The sequence below is a fragment of the Mesorhizobium sp. SP-1A genome (assembly GCF_032460275.1).
Taxonomy (GTDB): domain Bacteria; phylum Pseudomonadota; class Alphaproteobacteria; order Rhizobiales; family Rhizobiaceae; genus Mesorhizobium.
The window spans coordinates 611847-627078 of the sequence record NZ_JAVXZD010000004.1; the positions used below are offsets into that span (position 1 = coordinate 611847).

General features: G+C 62.2%; 15 protein-coding genes and 1 tRNA gene. 5 read left to right on the plus strand and 11 right to left on the minus strand.

Annotated features, from left to right (window positions below; all coding sequences use genetic code 11):
* Nucleotides 1–45: 45 nt before the first annotated feature.
* The 5 genes from QU595_RS21295 to QU595_RS21315 form a co-directional block, all read right to left on the minus strand.
* A complete protein-coding gene (locus QU595_RS21295; protein WP_315925612.1) occupies nucleotides 46–441 on the minus strand; it encodes a response regulator in 396 nt (131 codons plus the stop codon).
* Nucleotides 428–3730 carry a CheR family methyltransferase gene (locus QU595_RS21300; protein WP_315925614.1) on the minus strand — a complete coding sequence of 1101 codons (3303 nt, stop codon included), beginning with the start codon at nucleotides 3728–3730 and terminating at the stop codon, nucleotides 428–430. Before QU595_RS21300 ends, QU595_RS21295 begins: the two co-directional genes overlap by 14 nt.
* Nucleotides 3709–4044, minus strand: a complete 336-nt coding sequence (locus tag QU595_RS21305; protein ID WP_315925616.1) for a hypothetical protein — start codon at nucleotides 4042–4044, stop codon at nucleotides 3709–3711. Before QU595_RS21305 ends, QU595_RS21300 begins: the two co-directional genes overlap by 22 nt.
* Before the next feature lie 62 nt (nucleotides 4045–4106).
* Nucleotides 4107–5165, minus strand: a complete 1059-nt coding sequence (locus QU595_RS21310) for a chemotaxis protein CheB (protein ID WP_315925618.1) — start codon at nucleotides 5163–5165, stop codon at nucleotides 4107–4109.
* Nucleotides 5166–5512: 347 nt separating this feature from the next.
* Nucleotides 5513–5589 (minus strand) — tRNA-Met (locus tag QU595_RS21315).
* A 242-nt stretch (nucleotides 5590–5831) separates the two neighbouring features.
* On the opposite strand from QU595_RS21315, the gene QU595_RS21320 reads away from it, so the two are divergent.
* A complete protein-coding gene (locus QU595_RS21320; protein WP_315925620.1) occupies nucleotides 5832–6797 on the plus strand; it encodes a Gfo/Idh/MocA family oxidoreductase in 966 nt (321 codons plus the stop codon).
* Nucleotides 6798–6805: 8 nt separating this feature from the next.
* On the opposite strand, the gene mnmA is transcribed toward QU595_RS21320, so the two are convergent.
* Nucleotides 6806–7996, minus strand: coding sequence for a tRNA 2-thiouridine(34) synthase MnmA (gene mnmA / locus QU595_RS21325; RefSeq protein ID WP_315925622.1), 1191 nt, complete (start codon nucleotides 7994–7996; stop codon nucleotides 6806–6808).
* A gap of 253 nt (nucleotides 7997–8249) precedes the next feature.
* On the opposite strand from mnmA, the gene QU595_RS21330 reads away from it, so the two are divergent.
* Nucleotides 8250–8525 (plus strand): DUF1153 domain-containing protein, encoded by a 276-nt coding sequence (locus QU595_RS21330; RefSeq protein ID WP_019173843.1) that lies wholly within the window; start codon nucleotides 8250–8252, stop codon nucleotides 8523–8525.
* 261 nt (nucleotides 8526–8786) lie between these two features.
* On the opposite strand, the gene QU595_RS21335 is transcribed toward QU595_RS21330, so the two are convergent.
* Nucleotides 8787–9161, minus strand: a complete 375-nt coding sequence (locus QU595_RS21335; RefSeq protein WP_315925628.1) for a flagellar export protein FliJ — start codon at nucleotides 9159–9161, stop codon at nucleotides 8787–8789.
* Between the two features lie 448 nt (nucleotides 9162–9609).
* Between QU595_RS21335 and ctrA the strand changes: the two genes are divergently transcribed.
* Nucleotides 9610–10305 carry a response regulator transcription factor CtrA gene (ctrA, locus tag QU595_RS21340; RefSeq protein ID WP_315925630.1) on the plus strand — a complete coding sequence of 232 codons (696 nt, stop codon included), beginning with the start codon at nucleotides 9610–9612 and terminating at the stop codon, nucleotides 10303–10305.
* Between the two features lie 110 nt (nucleotides 10306–10415).
* Here ctrA and QU595_RS21345 read toward each other — a convergent pair whose 3' ends face one another.
* Together QU595_RS21345 and chpT are read right to left on the minus strand one after the other, a co-directional pair.
* Nucleotides 10416–10784 (minus strand): response regulator, encoded by a 369-nt coding sequence (locus QU595_RS21345; RefSeq protein WP_315925632.1) that lies wholly within the window; start codon nucleotides 10782–10784, stop codon nucleotides 10416–10418.
* A gap of 320 nt (nucleotides 10785–11104) precedes the next feature.
* A complete protein-coding gene (gene chpT / locus QU595_RS21350) occupies nucleotides 11105–11734 on the minus strand; it encodes a histidine phosphotransferase ChpT (RefSeq protein ID WP_315925634.1) in 630 nt (209 codons plus the stop codon).
* A 384-nt stretch (nucleotides 11735–12118) separates the two neighbouring features.
* Between chpT and QU595_RS21355 the strand changes: the two genes are divergently transcribed.
* Together QU595_RS21355 and QU595_RS21360 are read left to right on the plus strand one after the other, a co-directional pair.
* Nucleotides 12119–12655, plus strand: coding sequence for a DUF1134 domain-containing protein (locus QU595_RS21355; RefSeq protein ID WP_315925730.1), 537 nt, complete (start codon nucleotides 12119–12121; stop codon nucleotides 12653–12655).
* A gap of 110 nt (nucleotides 12656–12765) precedes the next feature.
* Nucleotides 12766–13950 (plus strand): hypothetical protein, encoded by a 1185-nt coding sequence (locus QU595_RS21360; protein ID WP_315925636.1) that lies wholly within the window; start codon nucleotides 12766–12768, stop codon nucleotides 13948–13950.
* Here the strand turns inward: QU595_RS21360 and QU595_RS21365 are convergent.
* Together QU595_RS21365 and QU595_RS21370 are read right to left on the minus strand one after the other, a co-directional pair.
* A complete protein-coding gene (locus QU595_RS21365; RefSeq protein ID WP_315925638.1) occupies nucleotides 13916–14773 on the minus strand; it encodes an RNA methyltransferase in 858 nt (285 codons plus the stop codon). The two genes, QU595_RS21360 and QU595_RS21365, sit on opposite strands and share 35 nt — an antisense overlap.
* 79 nt (nucleotides 14774–14852) lie before the next feature.
* A complete protein-coding gene (locus tag QU595_RS21370) occupies nucleotides 14853–15221 on the minus strand; it encodes a metalloregulator ArsR/SmtB family transcription factor (RefSeq protein ID WP_315925640.1) in 369 nt (122 codons plus the stop codon).
* Nucleotides 15222–15232 lie beyond the last annotated feature (11 nt).

The window sequence follows — 15232 nt, forward strand, 5'->3', positions numbered from 1 at the left end:
AACGGTCGCAATATCGGTGGAAGACGCAAATAAAGACAGGCTGCCTCAGTTCGCCTGTCGGGCACCAATCCTGCTTTGCTGGCGCACCATGGTGATCAAAGCCTCCCCGTTGAAAGGCTTGATGAGCCGCGGAACGCCGGAGAATGCCTCCGATATCCCGCCGGTCTCGTAACCGGTGATAAAGAAGAAGCCGACGGATCGGTCGTGGAGCACACGCGCGATTTCCTCGACCGTTTCGCCGTGCAGGTTGAGATCAAGAACGGCACAGTCGAGATTCTGTGTTTTCCGTGCCAACTGTAAAGCCTCGTCGATGTTTCCTACAGGACCGACTATTTCGGCGCCGGCCTGGTGCAGACTGTCGCAAACATCCTCTGCGATGAAGAAATTGTCTTCAACAACCAGGATGCAATAGCCGTCGAGCACACGGTCAGCCGCTCTCATCTTGCTTCTCCCCGTTCCTTTCAAGACGAACGTCTTCGGATAAGGGCACTTCTATCTCGCACTTCAAACCATCTGAACGAAACTCAAGCCGACCAGTTCCGCCAAACTCGTACGGCACCAGCTTTTCGATCAATTCCGAGCCGAAGCCGCGCCGGCTCGGAGGCTCGATCGACAGGCCGCTCTCGATCCAGAAAATGGTGATGACTTCGCCCGGATCGCCTTTCCTGATCTGCCAGGATATGGCGAGTTTCCCGTCATCGCTGGAGAAACTGCCGTATTTGGCTGCGTTGGTGGCCAGTTCATGAATGGCAAGGCTGAGACTCTCGGCGGCCTTTCCGGTCAGCGCAATTCCCGGGCCCGATATATCGACGCGTTCTCCTGTCTCTATCCCATGGGCTGCCAATTCGCTTCGGAACAGATCCTCGAGCGAAAGCCGGGCGCCCGGCTCGCTCGTCAGAACGTTCTGGGTCCTCGCCATCGCGAGTATCCGGCCATTCAGATTGTCCTCGTATTCCTGCACGGTACTGCTGCTCTGCGCGGTACGGTTCGCGATGGAGCTGACAAGCGCCAATATATTGCGCACCCGATGTTGAAGTTCGTGCAGAAGTATCGCCTGACGTTGCTGCAGGACCACGAGTTCATTGACGTCGGTCGCGGTACCGAACCATTCGATCGGCTGTCCGGCTTCGTCCCTGACCGGACTGGCCCGCAGGCGAACGCTCTTGTACTCCGAGGTTTGCACGTGCCATAGTCGGTGGTCGATATTCAACGCGCCGCCCTCGACCGCCGTGGCCCATGCCTCCTGCACCTGCCGCCTGTCGTCGGGATGGATGGCCTCCATCCAGCCCAGGCCCAGCGAAGCTTCTTCCGAGAGTCCGGTGAATATCGTCCATTGCGGGCTGCACCACGTCCAGTGTCCCCCGTCCTCCGCGCGCCATACGAGTTGCGGAATCCCTTCCACGACCGAGCGCAGCCGGGTTTCGCTTTCGCGCAGCCGCCGCTCGGCAAGCGCCAGCGGCGTGATGTCCAGGAATGTGATCACCACGCCGTCGATGACGTTGTCGATGCTGCGGTAAGGCAGGATGCGCGTCAGGAACCGCGAATTCGTCTGCGGGTTGATCGTCTCCTGCTCGACCGTGCTGAGGGTGCGGATTACCCGTCGGGCGTCGCGTTCCATGTCGTCATAGGCGATCTTCTTCGCAATATGATGGATGGGACGGCCCACATCGCTCTCGATCAGATGCAAGATGTCGGTCATTGCCGGCGTGAAACTCTTGATCCTGAGTTCGTTGTCCAGGAACACGGTGGCGATCTGCGTGCTTTCGAGCAGGTTCTTGAGATCGGAATTCGCGCGGGCCAGTTCCTCCACCCGATGCGCAAGCTCGCCGTTTACCGTCTGCAACTCCTCGTTCAACGACTGGAGTTCCTCTTTCGAGGTCTCCAGTTCTTCGTTCGAGGACTGCAGCTCTTCATTGACCGACTGGTATTCCTCGTTGGATGCTTTCAGTTCCTCGTTCGTGCTTTCCAGCTCTTCGATCGTGGCCTGAAGCCTCTCGCGCGTGACCCGGAGTTCCTCCTCGAGGCGCCTGATATGGTCGTCCTCGGTACCCGGCCGGGCCCCCACGAACTGGCTGGCTTCGTCCTCGTCCGAGACGACGTAGCCGTCCTGAAGGACGATCGCATTGCGGGGAGGCTGGCCGGCGCCGCCGTCGATCGGCTCGATCGACAGCGTCACGAACATGGTCTTGCCGTTCTGCCCGATCCTCAGGCCGTTGATGCGAACAGGCTGCCCGTCGGCTTCCACCCGAAGCAAGGCCGACCGCAAATCCATGCGCAGGTCGCGATGAATGAGGTTGAAAACATTCAGGTTCGCGATGCCGGTCTGGGGATCGAGAAACCGACCGGTACGGCCGGAAAAATGCAGCACATCATGATTTTCGTCGATGATGAGATAGGCCGGCGCGTATCGTTCCATGATCCGCTCCGCCTGCTTTGTGATGGCAGAGCTGTTGTTGAAGGCCGCGCGCGGCACCACGTGGGCATCGTGCTGCTGACGAACGGCCGAGATGGCCGAAAGCGGGAATTCGGGAAGGACGCGGCCCATCGCCTCGACCTGACGGAAAATCCTGTACTTGCGGTCGACCGGCGCGAACAGTTTCGAATGGCGCGAGACGTTTTCCGAATTGCCGAGGAACAGAAAGCCGCCCGAACGAAGTGCGAAGTGGAAGAGCGGAATGACCCGATTTTGCAACTCCGCATTGAGATAGATGAGAAGATTGCGGCACGAGATCAGGTCGAGCCGTGAAAAGGGCGCGTCCTTTATCAGGTTGTGCTGCGAGAAGATGCACATCTCCCGCAGTTCCTTCACGATGCAATAGGTGTCGCCTTCCTTGACGAACCATCGTGCAAGGCGCTCGCGCGAAATTTCCTGCACCGCGGAAATCGAGTAGCGCCCCACCCGGGCCTGCGCCAGCGCCCGGTTGTCGATATCGGTGGCAAAGATCTGGATGTGCGGGACTGCATCCACCTTCATCATATGTTCGCGCAACAGGATGGCCAGGGAATAGGCCTCCTCTCCCGTCGCGCAGCCGAGGACCCAAACCCTGATGTGATCTCCCGCGCCCTTGCCTTCGAACAGTTTCGGGATCACCTCAAGTTCGAGAGCCTGGAATTCCTTCTGATCGCGAAAGAAGTGCGTCACGCCGATCAGCAGATCGTTGAAGAGGTTCTGCGCTTCCTCCGGCTCGGATCGCAGGATTTCGAGATATGCGTCGAGCGTTTCGGACTGGGTGACCTGCATGCGTCTCTGGACGCGGCGGAAGAAGGTGTTGTGCTTGTAGCCGTGGAAGTCGTGGCCGGTGCGGTTGCGCAGAACGGTTGCAATCTTCTTCAGCTGCGGCGCGGCCCTGACAACGATGTCGTCGAAGCTTTCTGCCCCGTCGGCGCTAGGCGGCTTGGAAATATGCCGGAGTATGCGTTCCGCCAATTCATCGACAGGCACCACGAAATCCGCGACGGCGGCCGCCGATCTCGGCAGTTGGTCCTGATGCTCGTCGTCGGCCGACAGGGCCCGCTCCGCCAGCGTAAGTCCGTCCGATTCCTTGATCGCGATGACGCCCAGCGTTCCGTCGCCAACGGAAACGCCGTCCATGACGACACCGATCGACTTTCGGCGCTGGTTCTCGGCCAGGGAGACGAGAAAGCTGTCGATCGAGCCTCTCTCCCCAGGCGGTTCCTGTGTCTTGCTCACATGCAGCCTGCCCCCGTTCAGGATGACCTTGGCGTCCACAGGAGAGAGATAGATTCCCCCGGCGCGGGGGTGGTGCCGTCGTGGATGACGTTGAGGTCGGCGCCGCTGGCCTTTCTCAGCTTCTCAAGGTTTTCGTCCGTGAGCGCTTCACGCTGCTGCAGGATGAGGACGACGGCGCAGTCGTCGATCTGGCCGGTCAATGCGCTCAACAGTTTCTCGACACCGTCGATCGTCGCGGCCGAAGCCCCAATGCCGATCAGGGCGCGCAATTCCTGGGAATCGGCACCATCGGCATTCCGCCTCTTCGAGCCGCTCGCCCGAGAGGAGCTTGGAGGTATCTCACTGTCGTCCATTCGTGCACTTATCCCGTTTCCCCTATTCTAGAGCGTTTCCGTGCAGGCATAAAACGCTTTAACTATTCGGATGCCCTGAGACTTCGTGCTTCGGATTCGGCCAGGGCCTCGCTCTTGCGGTTCTGGATACGGTCAAGGACCGTGCTGCGGATAATCTCCGCATGCGCCCTATACTCAGCGGCACGCTTTTCGTACATTTCGGCGATGCCGATCCTGCCGACCGCCGCGGCGTCCTTGCCCATGCGTGTCACCAAAGCGGCGCGTTCCTCGATGATGCGAAGCGCGATCCGCATTGCTTCGTCGACCTGAGATTCCTGCTGGCTCAGAAGCACGCGGCCGCTATAGGCATGCCCGACCTGGCAGCGGAAACGCGGAGGCTTGCTTTTCTCGATCTCGGAAAGGACGCCGCCGCAGTCCGGGCAAGTGAACACCGATGGTTTCGCGATCCTGGCCAACTCCGTGGAATCCAGAGGCGAGCCGGCCGCGATCTCGACTTCCAGCGCGATTTCCGGCGGCGTCGGCATCTGTGGTCCGGGGCGCTCGCGCACCTTCTCGACAATCGCAGCGCCCAGCTCCCTGACCCCGAAGCTTCCATCCACGGGGGAGGCTTCCAGAGCTGCCAGCGGCATTTCACTTGCGACCGCGCCCTGGGGCGCCTGTACCAATGCCACCCCGCCGCAATGCTTGATTGCCGCTAGGCCGGACGCTCCATCGTTCAGCATTCCGCTCAGGATCACTCCGATCGCGCGAGAACCGTAGGAAAGAGCCGCGGACCGGAACAGCGGATCGACCGCAGGCCGAACAAGGTTTTCACGGGGCCCGGAGCCAAGCCTCACCTTGTTGTCGAGGACCAGGAAATGGTGATTGGGCGCGGCCAGATAGACGGTGCCGTGTTCCAGTTTTTCCCCGTCTTCGGCGTGCTTCACCGGCAATGCCGTCTCTGTCGACGCGATTGCAGTGAAGATCCCGGTGCTTTCCGCCGGCACGTGCAGTACGACGGCGATAGCGGCCGGGATGTCTTGCGGGAGTGAAGAGAGAATACTTCTGAGCGGGCCGATGGCGCCGGTCGAACCGCCGATGGCGACGATGTCCCTGTTTTTGGCTGCATTTGGAGTTCCCATGGCCGCGGCTCCTCGAAATCCGTAACCTTTTCGGGATTGAACGGTTCCTTTGCGCCCGGCCGGCTTATCGACCGTGCAGCCATTAGCCGCGTCCGGTTTGCCGCCGAACGCGCTGGTCCCGTTACGGCAAAGCTTTCCAATCCGAGAGCCTATGCAGGGCCGAGGGAATCAATCGCGCTTGGTTCGAGGGGAGGCGTGCAGGCCGTCGAGCATTGCGGAATCGCCCGTTGCGGACGCATATCGCCTGGGCGGAACAGCTTGGAACCACAGATGCGCTTCTGTTGCCGCAGGAAAACCCTGGATCAAGAAATGAGAACGGACGAAGTGCGGATTCCCGGGGGGAATTCTGGTAGCGGAGGAGGGATTTGAACCCCCGACACAAGGATTATGATTCCTCTGCTCTGACCAACTGAGCTACTCCGCCACGGGACGACGGAAACATTGCAAACCGCGCAATGTCCCGAGGCCGTCGCCAAGGTCGCGCGGATATAAGGTGCCTGCCGCGATCCTGTCAAGCGCGCAGGTACGTGGAAAATACGCGCAAGTCCGGCGCGTGCTTTCCGGCTCGCGGGAAACGGCGGAAGACGGTATCGCGAACGGGTTGGGGTTGAGTTCGGGCAAGCACGTCGCTATGTCTCGACCACGAAATCTCGAGTTCAATGATCGATGAAACCGCGTATTGCAGTCCTTGGGTGCGGCTACTGGGGCTCGAACCATATCCGCACGCTGAAGGGGCTCGGCGCGCTCTATGCGGTATCCGACGCCAACCGGGCGCGTGCCGAAGGCTTCGCCAGCGAGCAGGACTGCCTGGCCATCGATCCGGATGACCTGTTCTCGCACAAGGATATCGACGCCATCGTCATGGCGCTGCCGCCGCAATTCCATGCCGACGCGGCGGTGCGCGCGGTCGAGGCCGGCAAGGACGTGCTGGTGGAAAAGCCGATTGCGCTGACCGTGCCGGACGCGGAGCGTTCCGTGCAGGCCGCGCACGACAATGGCCGCGTCTTCATGGTCGGCCATGTGCTGCGCTTCCATCCCGCGTTCGAGAAACTGAAGGCGCTGGTCGACGAAGGCGAACTCGGCGAGGTTCGCTATATCCATTCGCACCGGCTCGGCCTCGGCAAATTCCACACCGAAAACGACGCGCTTTGGGATCTCGCGCCGCACGATCTGTCGATGATTCTCGCCATCACCGGCGCCGAGCCGGTGGAGGTTCGGGGCGAGGGCGCGGCGTTGCTCGACCATCTCAGCGATTTCGCCCACCTGCACATGCTGTTCCCGAACGGGCTGCGTGGTCACCTGTTCGCCTCGCGGCTCAACCCGTATCGCGAGCGGCGGCTGACCGTCGTCGGCACCAAGGCCATGGCCGTGTTCGACGACGTGGAGCCCTGGGAGCGCAAGCTCGCCGTCTACCGCCATGCGGTGTGGCAGGACAGCGGCCACTGGGCCTTCACCGCCAACGAGCCGGCCTATGTGCCGATCGGGCACGGCATGCCGTTGACGCGCGAACTCGAGCATTTCATCCGCTGCATCGAGACGCGCGAAACGCCGCGCACGGACGGCGAGGAAGCGATCCGGGTGCTGCGCATCCTGACCGCGGGCACCGTGTCCCACGACCGTTTCAGGGCTTAGAAGGTCGCCTATTCGGCGGCGACGGAAGCCGGTCGCGCTGCCAGTTTCGACAGCATGGCCTCGGCCTCGGCGCCGCGTTCCGAGCGTTCGATGAAGCCGCCGCCGAAGACGCGCGCGTCGTTGCCGTCGTCGGAATAGAGCACGCAGGCCTGCCCCGGCGCCACGCCCGCTTCCCCTTCGGCCAGTTCCACCCAGACGGCGCCATCCTTGTGGCGCAGCAGGGCTGGCCGCGGCGGACGCGTGGAACGGACTTTGGCGAACAACTCCATGCCGGAAGCGGAAATGCCCGACAGCGAACCGTCGCCCAGCCAGTTCATGTCGCGCAGATAGATCTTGTGCGTTTCCAGCGCTTCGCGCGGGCCGACGACGACGCGGGCATTGTCGGCATCGAGATGGACGACATAGAGCGGCTCGCCGGAAGCCACGCCGATGCCACGGCGCTGGCCGATCGTGTAACGCAGGATGCCTTCATGGCGTCCGAGCACGCGGCCGTCCATGTGCACGATCTCGCCCGGCGTCGCGGCCGAGGGCCTGAGCTTGGCGATGATGTCGGAATATTTGCCTTGCGGCACGAAGCAGATGTCCTGACTGTCCTGCTTTGCGGCCACGACCAGCCCCATCTCCTCGGCGATGGCTCGTACCGCCGGTTTGGGCAGGCCGCCGAGCGGGAAGCGCAGATAGTCGATCTGTGTCTGTGTGGTGGCGAACAGGAAATAACTCTGGTCGCGGTCCGCATCCACTGGCCGGTAGAGCGCCCGGTGGGCGCCATTCTGGCGGCTGCGGATATAGTGGCCGGTCGCCAGCGCGTCCGCGCCCAGCTCCTGCGCGGTTGCCAGGAGATCGGCAAACTTCACCGTCTGGTTGCAGGCGACGCAAGGGATGGGGGTTTCGCCGGCAACGTAGCTCGCGGCGAACGGATCGATCACGGCTTTGCGGAAACGCTCCTCATAGTCCAGCACGTAGTGCGGGATGCCGAGCGTTTCGGAGACGCGCCGCGCGTCGTCGATGTCCTGCCCGGCGCAGCAGGAGCCGGCGCGATGTGCGGCCGCGCCATGATCGTAAAGCTGCAAGGTGACGCCGACGACGTCGTAGCCTTCGCGTTTGAGCAGCCCGGCCACGACCGATGAATCGACGCCGCCCGACATGGCAACGACGACGCGTGTTTCCTCGGGGCGTCCGGGAAGATCCAGGCTGTTCATTCTTTTCGATCCGACGTGCAGCCGCCAGACGCGGCAGATGAAATATAGGTCAGGCTTTCTGGCGACGCCAGCCCGGGCCGCAGATCGACGGCGGCGGTTGGCCGACGTGTTGCAATTGTTTCAATTGCTTACCGAAAACCTAACGCGATGTTCACGAAGCTTACTTATCCCTTAGAGACCGCTTAGGCAATTTTTAAAGCTGTGGCGGTAGTGTGGCGGGGATTGGGTCTGTGCGTTTTTAGTAGAGAGTATGATGACCGATCTGGTTAGACCGCGAGTCAAATACGTTATCGGGCCCGACGGCAGCCCGCTTACAATCGCCGATCTGCCGCCTTCGAACACGCGCCGCTGGGTTATCCGGCGCAAGGCGGAAGTCGTGGCAGCCGTGCGTGGTGGATTGTTGAGCCTCGACGAGGCCTGCCAGCGCTACAAGCTGACCACCGAAGAATTCCTGTCCTGGCAGGCGTCGATCGACGAATACGGCCTGGCCGGTCTGCGCACCACGCGCATCCAGCAATATCGTCACTGATTGCAGAGACGGGAAATGCATATGGAAGAAGGGCGCGGCAGGACCGCGCCCTTCTTCCATGTATTATCCGCTAAAAGTATTCTCCGGTAAAAATCGGCCTGCGGCCTGTATTCCCGTCGAAACGTGATTTCCCGCGATCGGGCTCGGACCGAACGCGGCCGAAGCCAGGGGAACCGATGCTACGCAGTGCCCGCCGCACCGCGATCTGCGGGCGCGACGCAGATGCCGGCGTCGAGTCGTAAGGGGAGTGGGGCCGGAAGATCAGCCGATCATGGCGCTGCGGCCGCCGGTGTCGGCCTCGCGCGAGCGGTCTCGCGATTCCAGCATTTCGGCTTTGGAAAGCTCCGCTTCAGCTTCACCGAGTAGTGATTCTGCGGTGGCGCGCTGCTCGGCCAGATCGGCCAGGGAATTCCTGAGGTTGTCGCGGCGCTGGCGCGCCGCCTTGGCGAAAGTCGGATAGGCGAAATGGTTGATGTCCGTGATGCCGGCCTTCTTTTCCTCGGCCACGATCTGCAGTTCGAGTTCCCCGGCCATTCGCTCGAATTCGGCGATCATCGTGTCGAGTTGCTGCAACTGCCGCCGCTTCTCGGTCACCTGAAACTGCTTCAGGCGCACAAGGTTTTCACGTGACTTCATGACTCGGTACTCCTGCAAATGCGTACGCGAACATATCTGCCCATCAGCCGTCTCCGGCCTGGCCGCGACCGTATCCCCCGGCATTCGGCGGCCTATGGGAAACAAACCCCTAAAGTTTTTTCGAGCCGGTAACCTTTCGTTTACGGGCATTGTTAATCATACGACGCAGGGCTTAAGGCCGGGTAAAAATTCTAGTCCAGTGCAAGGGTGCAGGCGGGAATCCAAAGAGTCACTTATGAGGTTTTTCTAACGTGCTGCATGAGCCGGCTCGGCTATGGATTCGCGAGGGGATTCAAGAGAGTGTGGAAATTGGTTAAAAAATCTGATACCCGTTGGTTCGGAGAATCAGGTTTTGTTAACCATTCAGTGGCAGCTTCGGTTCAGGCAATTCACTGCTCCGGTCCCGGACGGGTCGTAAGATGGTCCGGCAGCAGAAAAGGGGATTAAAATGCGTGTTCTGCTGATAGAAGACGACAGTGCAACCGCACAGAGCATCGAATTGATGCTCAAATCCGAAAGCTTCAATGTCTATACGACGGACCTCGGAGAGGAGGGCGTCGATCTCGGCAAGCTTTACGATTACGATATCATCCTGCTCGACCTCAACCTTCCCGACATGTCGGGCTACGAGGTTCTGAGGACGTTGCGCCTCTCCAAGGTGAAGACGCCGATCCTGATCCTGTCCGGCATGGCCGGCATAGAGGACAAGGTACGCGGTCTCGGCTTTGGCGCCGACGACTACATGACCAAGCCGTTCCACAAGGACGAGCTGATCGCCCGCATCCACGCCATCGTACGCCGCTCGAAGGGCCACGCCCAGTCGGTCATCGCCACCGGCGAACTGATCGTCAATCTCGACGCCAAGACGGTCGAGGTCAGCGGCCAACGCGTGCATCTGACCGGCAAGGAATACCAGATGCTGGAGCTGCTGTCGCTGCGCAAGGGCACGACGCTGACCAAGGAAATGTTCCTCAACCACCTTTACGGCGGCATGGACGAGCCGGAACTGAAGATCATCGACGTCTTCATCTGTAAGCTGCGCAAGAAGCTCGACGCGGCGTCCGGCGGCCAGAACTATATCGAAACCGTCTGGGGCCGCGGCTATGTGCTGCGCGAGCCCGAAGATATCCGCGAAAGCGCCTGACGGGTCGGTTTCCCGATCTCTGGCGATATGAAAGACCCGGCCAAGGCCGGGTTTTTCGCGTGTCATCTGGCGGGATTTGGAATTTTTTCGCGAGAATTGCTGTCGTCGGTTCAGGCCGCGGCCCGCAAGGACCGGAACCGCTCCAGCAATTGCGGCCGGTTGAACGGCTTCAGCAGATAACCGTCCGCACCGGCGCGCTTGGCGCGCATGATGGCCGCGACATCCACCTCGACCAGGGATACCAGAATCCGCGGCTTGCCCTGGCCTGCCAGAGCATGCACGTCGCGAATGAAATCCGCGACCGGAACATCCTCGAGATTTCCATCGACCACGATCACATCCGGCATTTCGAAGGCGCACATGTCGAGCGCCTCGCGCCCGTTTCCGGCTTCGACCACCACCATGTCGGAACTGCCAAGGATGCGCTTCGCCACCTTGCGGATGACGCTCGAGTCGTCGACGAACATGCAGCGCTTCATTTCCGGGCCCCTTGTTTCCCCCGAGCCGGATGCCTCGGGCGTGCGCGGCGAAGGCTAGCCTGCGCCTGTAAAGAAGCCGAAAAGGCTTTGGGTAAAATTCTCCTTAGATGATCGCTTCACCGTTTCCCGGAAATATCGGGGCGATCTATCCTCTTGTTTTCATGGAGTTCCTGACGAAGAACGCGTCGCACTTTTCCTGAAATTGTTCCGAAGCGGGCTTGCGGCGCACGCCTACTCCGGCCGTGGGCCGTTAAGGGTCGCCGGTGGAACAGAACGGCCGTCAATGAAGGAGCCGGAGCCTGCCCGGTCGCGGCGGAGGATCAGGCCGCCGACAGGACGATTTCGTCCGGCGTGGCGTGGATCGATATGGTCATGCCCGCCTCGCGCGCCAGGAGCAGGGTGTAGTACGGCTGCACGGAATGCGCGTCGATCGGCTCTTCCGGGGCATTGCCGGAATGCAGTTCCAGGAACTTCGGCGGCACGCGCAGCATCGGGCCGCGGGCGCTGAGCGAGAAGCGCGGCTGCGTCTCCAGGTCCTCGAGCGTTATCGCAAGCTTGCCGCCGCGCGGTATCGCCGCATTGGCGACCAGAACCAGGTTGAGCAGCAGCTTGACCTTGTTCTTGGGCAGCAATGCGCGGTTGCCGGTCCAGGTCAGTTCAGGCTTCTCGTTCTTCAGGAATGCCACGGTGACGGCCTCGGCATCGCCCGTGTCGATCAGCATCCCGGCCGATCCGGCCGCGCCGAAGGCGATGCGCGCGAACTGCAGGCGGGCGGACGCGTTCCGCGCGCTCTGCCGGATGAGGTTCATGGCATCCTGGTCGGCACCGCCTTCGTCCAGCAGCTCCAGGCCGTTGTTGATGGCGCCGACCGGCGAAATGATGTCGTGGCACACCCGGCTGCACAGCAGCGCTGCCAGATCGGTGGCGGAAAGAGTGAAAAGGTCGGCCATTGTCCCTCGCAAAACCACATCCATCGGCGGATGGCCTTCGCCAATGCCGACCGCGCGAATCAAGCTTTCCCCGCCCGGCTCCGGATATATTCCATCCGCGCACGGCGACAAATCCAAAACCGGTCGCCTGCGCGCACGGCCGGAAAGGACGTGCAAAGCGCTGTTTCGACGGCCGATGCGGGCGGCATCGGTCTTCGAACCGCCATCTTCATCTGTAGGGTTAATGGTTGAAAAAGAATTACGGCTTAGTTTGCGTTAAACAGTATGAAAGCGGCCGCTCAAGAGCCGTGCAATCGAGGCGTCGGCGAAAGGGCTCCCTGACGGAGATTTGGAAGCATGCTTTCCCGTTTTTGCGACCGACGCAATTTCTTCGGCGTCATCGCCATGACGATGGCGCTCGTGGGCGTTCTCGTCCTTTCGACCTCGCGCTCGCAGGCGCAGGAATATACGGCTCAGGAAATCGTCGATTCGGGCCATCGTTTCTTCGGCTCGACCTCGGGCGGGCTGGCGACCGTGGTGGAGAAGATCTTTTCCTCCTACGGCCTGCCGAACGGATATCTCCTGGGCGAGGAAGGCTCCGGCGCGCTGATCGGCGGCCTCACCTATGGCGAAGGCACCCTCTACACCAAGAACGCCGGCGACCACCGGGTGTTCTGGCAGGGACCGTCGCTGGGCTGGGATTTCGGCGGCGAAGGCTCGCGCGTCATGATGCTGGTCTACAATCTGAACGATGTGAGCAACCTCTACGACCGGTTCGGCGGCGTCGCCGGGTCGGCTTATGTGGTGGCCGGCGTCGGCTTCAACGTGCTGAAGGCCGGCAATATGGTGCTCGTTCCGATCCGCACCGGCGTCGGTGCCCGGCTCGGCGTCAATCTCGGCTACCTGAAGCTTACGTCCGCGCCCACCTGGAACCCGTTCTGATTGATGCATCCGCTTCGGCGGGGCTTGCCGCGTGGCGGGATTTCCGCCATGCGGAAACGGGCGCCGCCCTTGCGGCGGCCCTGCGCTTCGAAACGAGTTAGGTCGTCGCCTTGGTTCAGTCGGTCCTGTTCTTCATCCTCGGCTTCCTCGCCGCGGCCTTCCTGGTGGTGCTGGTCGGGCCGGCCGTCTGGCGCCGCGCCGTGGTGCTGACGCAACGGCGCATCGAGGCGGCCGCGCCGCTCACGCTCGCCGAGATCCAGGCCGACAAGGACCGGGTCAAAGCCGGCTTCGCCATGATGGCGCGCAAGCTCGAGATGGAGGCGGCCGCGCTGAAGAGCAGGGTCGCCGAGCAAATGGTCGAGATCGGCCGCGTGCGCGAGGACCTCAGGAAACTCACGGCGGATCGGGCCGCTGAGACCGAGACGCTCACCACCGAAAAGGGCAGGGCCGCCGGCCTGCAGACGGCCCTGGACGAGCGGGGCGGCGAGATCCAGACGCTCGCCGGCCAGCTCGCGGAGGCACAAAAGGCCTTGGCCGACCGCGAAGCCGAGTGGAAAAACCTCACGCGGCTTTACGAGGAGGCGAGCTTCTCGTCCAGCAAGAGGCAGATCGACCTTGTCGCGCGCGAATCCCAGATCGAGAAACTGTCGAGCGACATTTCGGTTCTGCGCGCCCAGCGCAAGGAGGCCGACAAGCGTCACCAGCAGTCCGCGGCTGAAGGCAAGGCAAATGCAGAGGCCCTGAAGGCGGAGCGCAAGAAGTCGGCCGATCTCGAAAAGAAGGTGGAACAACTGCTTTCGACGCTGGCCGACCGCGAGGAAAAGCTCGAACGACGCGAGGCGGAACTGGCCCGGTTGCGCGGGAAATCGAAGGAGGGCGACGGGAACGGGCCGTCGTCGCAGCCCGTCGAGCAAGTGGCGGAGGCGCAGGTCCCGCCGAACGCCGGCAGCGAGATCGACAGGACGGTCGCCCGGCTCAATTCCGATCGCGAGCGGCTGGAAGGCCGGCTGACGGCGCTGGCGCGCGAGAATAAGCGGCTCAAGACAAGCCTTGCGTCGCTGGATGCCCCGCCGAACGGCGTTTCCGCATCGGCTGAACGGGACGACGAACTGCGCGAGCAGATGAGCGACCTTGCCGCCGAGGTCGTCTTTCTGGCCTCCCGGCTCGACGGCCCGGATTCGCCGATCGCCAAGGCGCTCTCGGTGCCGGAGGCGAACGGCAAGGACGTCGCCGGCCACGTGCGCAGCCTGGCCGACCGGGTCAGGGCGCTGCAGAAGGCCGCGCCGACCGAATGACACCGCCAGTATCGGGCGAACGGTCCTGCCCGGCCGAAAAATGATGCAGCGCAATGGCCGATGCGGCTGCGACGTTCAGGCTGTCGAAGCCCGCTGCCATGCCGATGCGGACCGTGTTCATGCTTGAAAGCAGGCTTGCAGGCAGGCCATCGCCCTCCGTGCCGAGATAGAGCGCCAGCCGCTCGGCGCACGGAGCCTGCCGGATATCGGTGCGGCCGCCGGGTGACAGCGCATAGCGGTCGAAACCCCGCCGGTCGAGCCTGTCCGCCAGGGATGCGGTGTCATCGAAGACGGCGAAGGGAACCTTCAACGCGGCGCCGACCGAAACGCGGATCGCCTTGCGGTAGAGCGGGTCGCAGCAGGTCCGGTCGAGGAATATCGCCCCGGCGCCGAAGGCGGCGGCGTTGCGGAAGATCGAGCCCATATTGTCGTGGTTTGAAATGCCGACCAGCACCAGTACCAGCGACTTTGCGGGAAGCGCGTCGAGCAGTTCCTGCGGCGAGGGCTTGCTGTCCTTCAGGCCGATCGCAAGGATTCCCCGATGCATGTGGAAGCCGGCGATGCGGTCCATGACGTCGCCGCTCGCAACATAGACGGGTATTCCGGCCGGCAGCTTGGCGAGGCTGTCCGCCAGTCCGGCTAGGCGGTTTTCCAGAACGAGGACGGATTCCGGCCGGAAGCGCCCGGTCGTGAGCAGCACGTCCAGCACGACCCTGCCTTCGGCTACGAACCGCCCCTGGCGACCGGCAAGATCGCGTTCGCGGATGTCGAGATAGGCGCCGACACGCGCGTCGGCGGGATCATCGATACGAATTGGCTCCATCGCCCGCTAGTAGCGTGGAACCAACCGGAAGGCAAAGCGGGGGCAAGGCAATGCCGAGCGACGGCGCCGGCCCCGCTCTTTAACCCTTGGCCCCGTCCAGAAGCTCATCGGTCTTGGCGTGGGTGTAGGCGGGTTCGGGCAAGGCGGGATGCATGCCGATGCCAAAGACATCGGCAAGCATGCGCAGCAGCTTGCGCACCGCGTCCGACTGGCAGGAATAATAGATCATCTGCCTGTCGCGGCGCGTCTGCACCAGCCCGGACGCCCGCAATTTCGCGAGATGCTGGGAAAGGGCCGACTGGCTCAAGTCCACCTTTTCCGCAATGGCTCCAACCGACATTTCCGCGTTGAGCAGATGGCTCATGATGGCAAGACGCTTCTCATTTCCCATCAGTGCCAAAAACGATGCGGCAGCTTCGACGTCGGCGATCCGCTTTCCTGGATTCATCAATGCCCCGT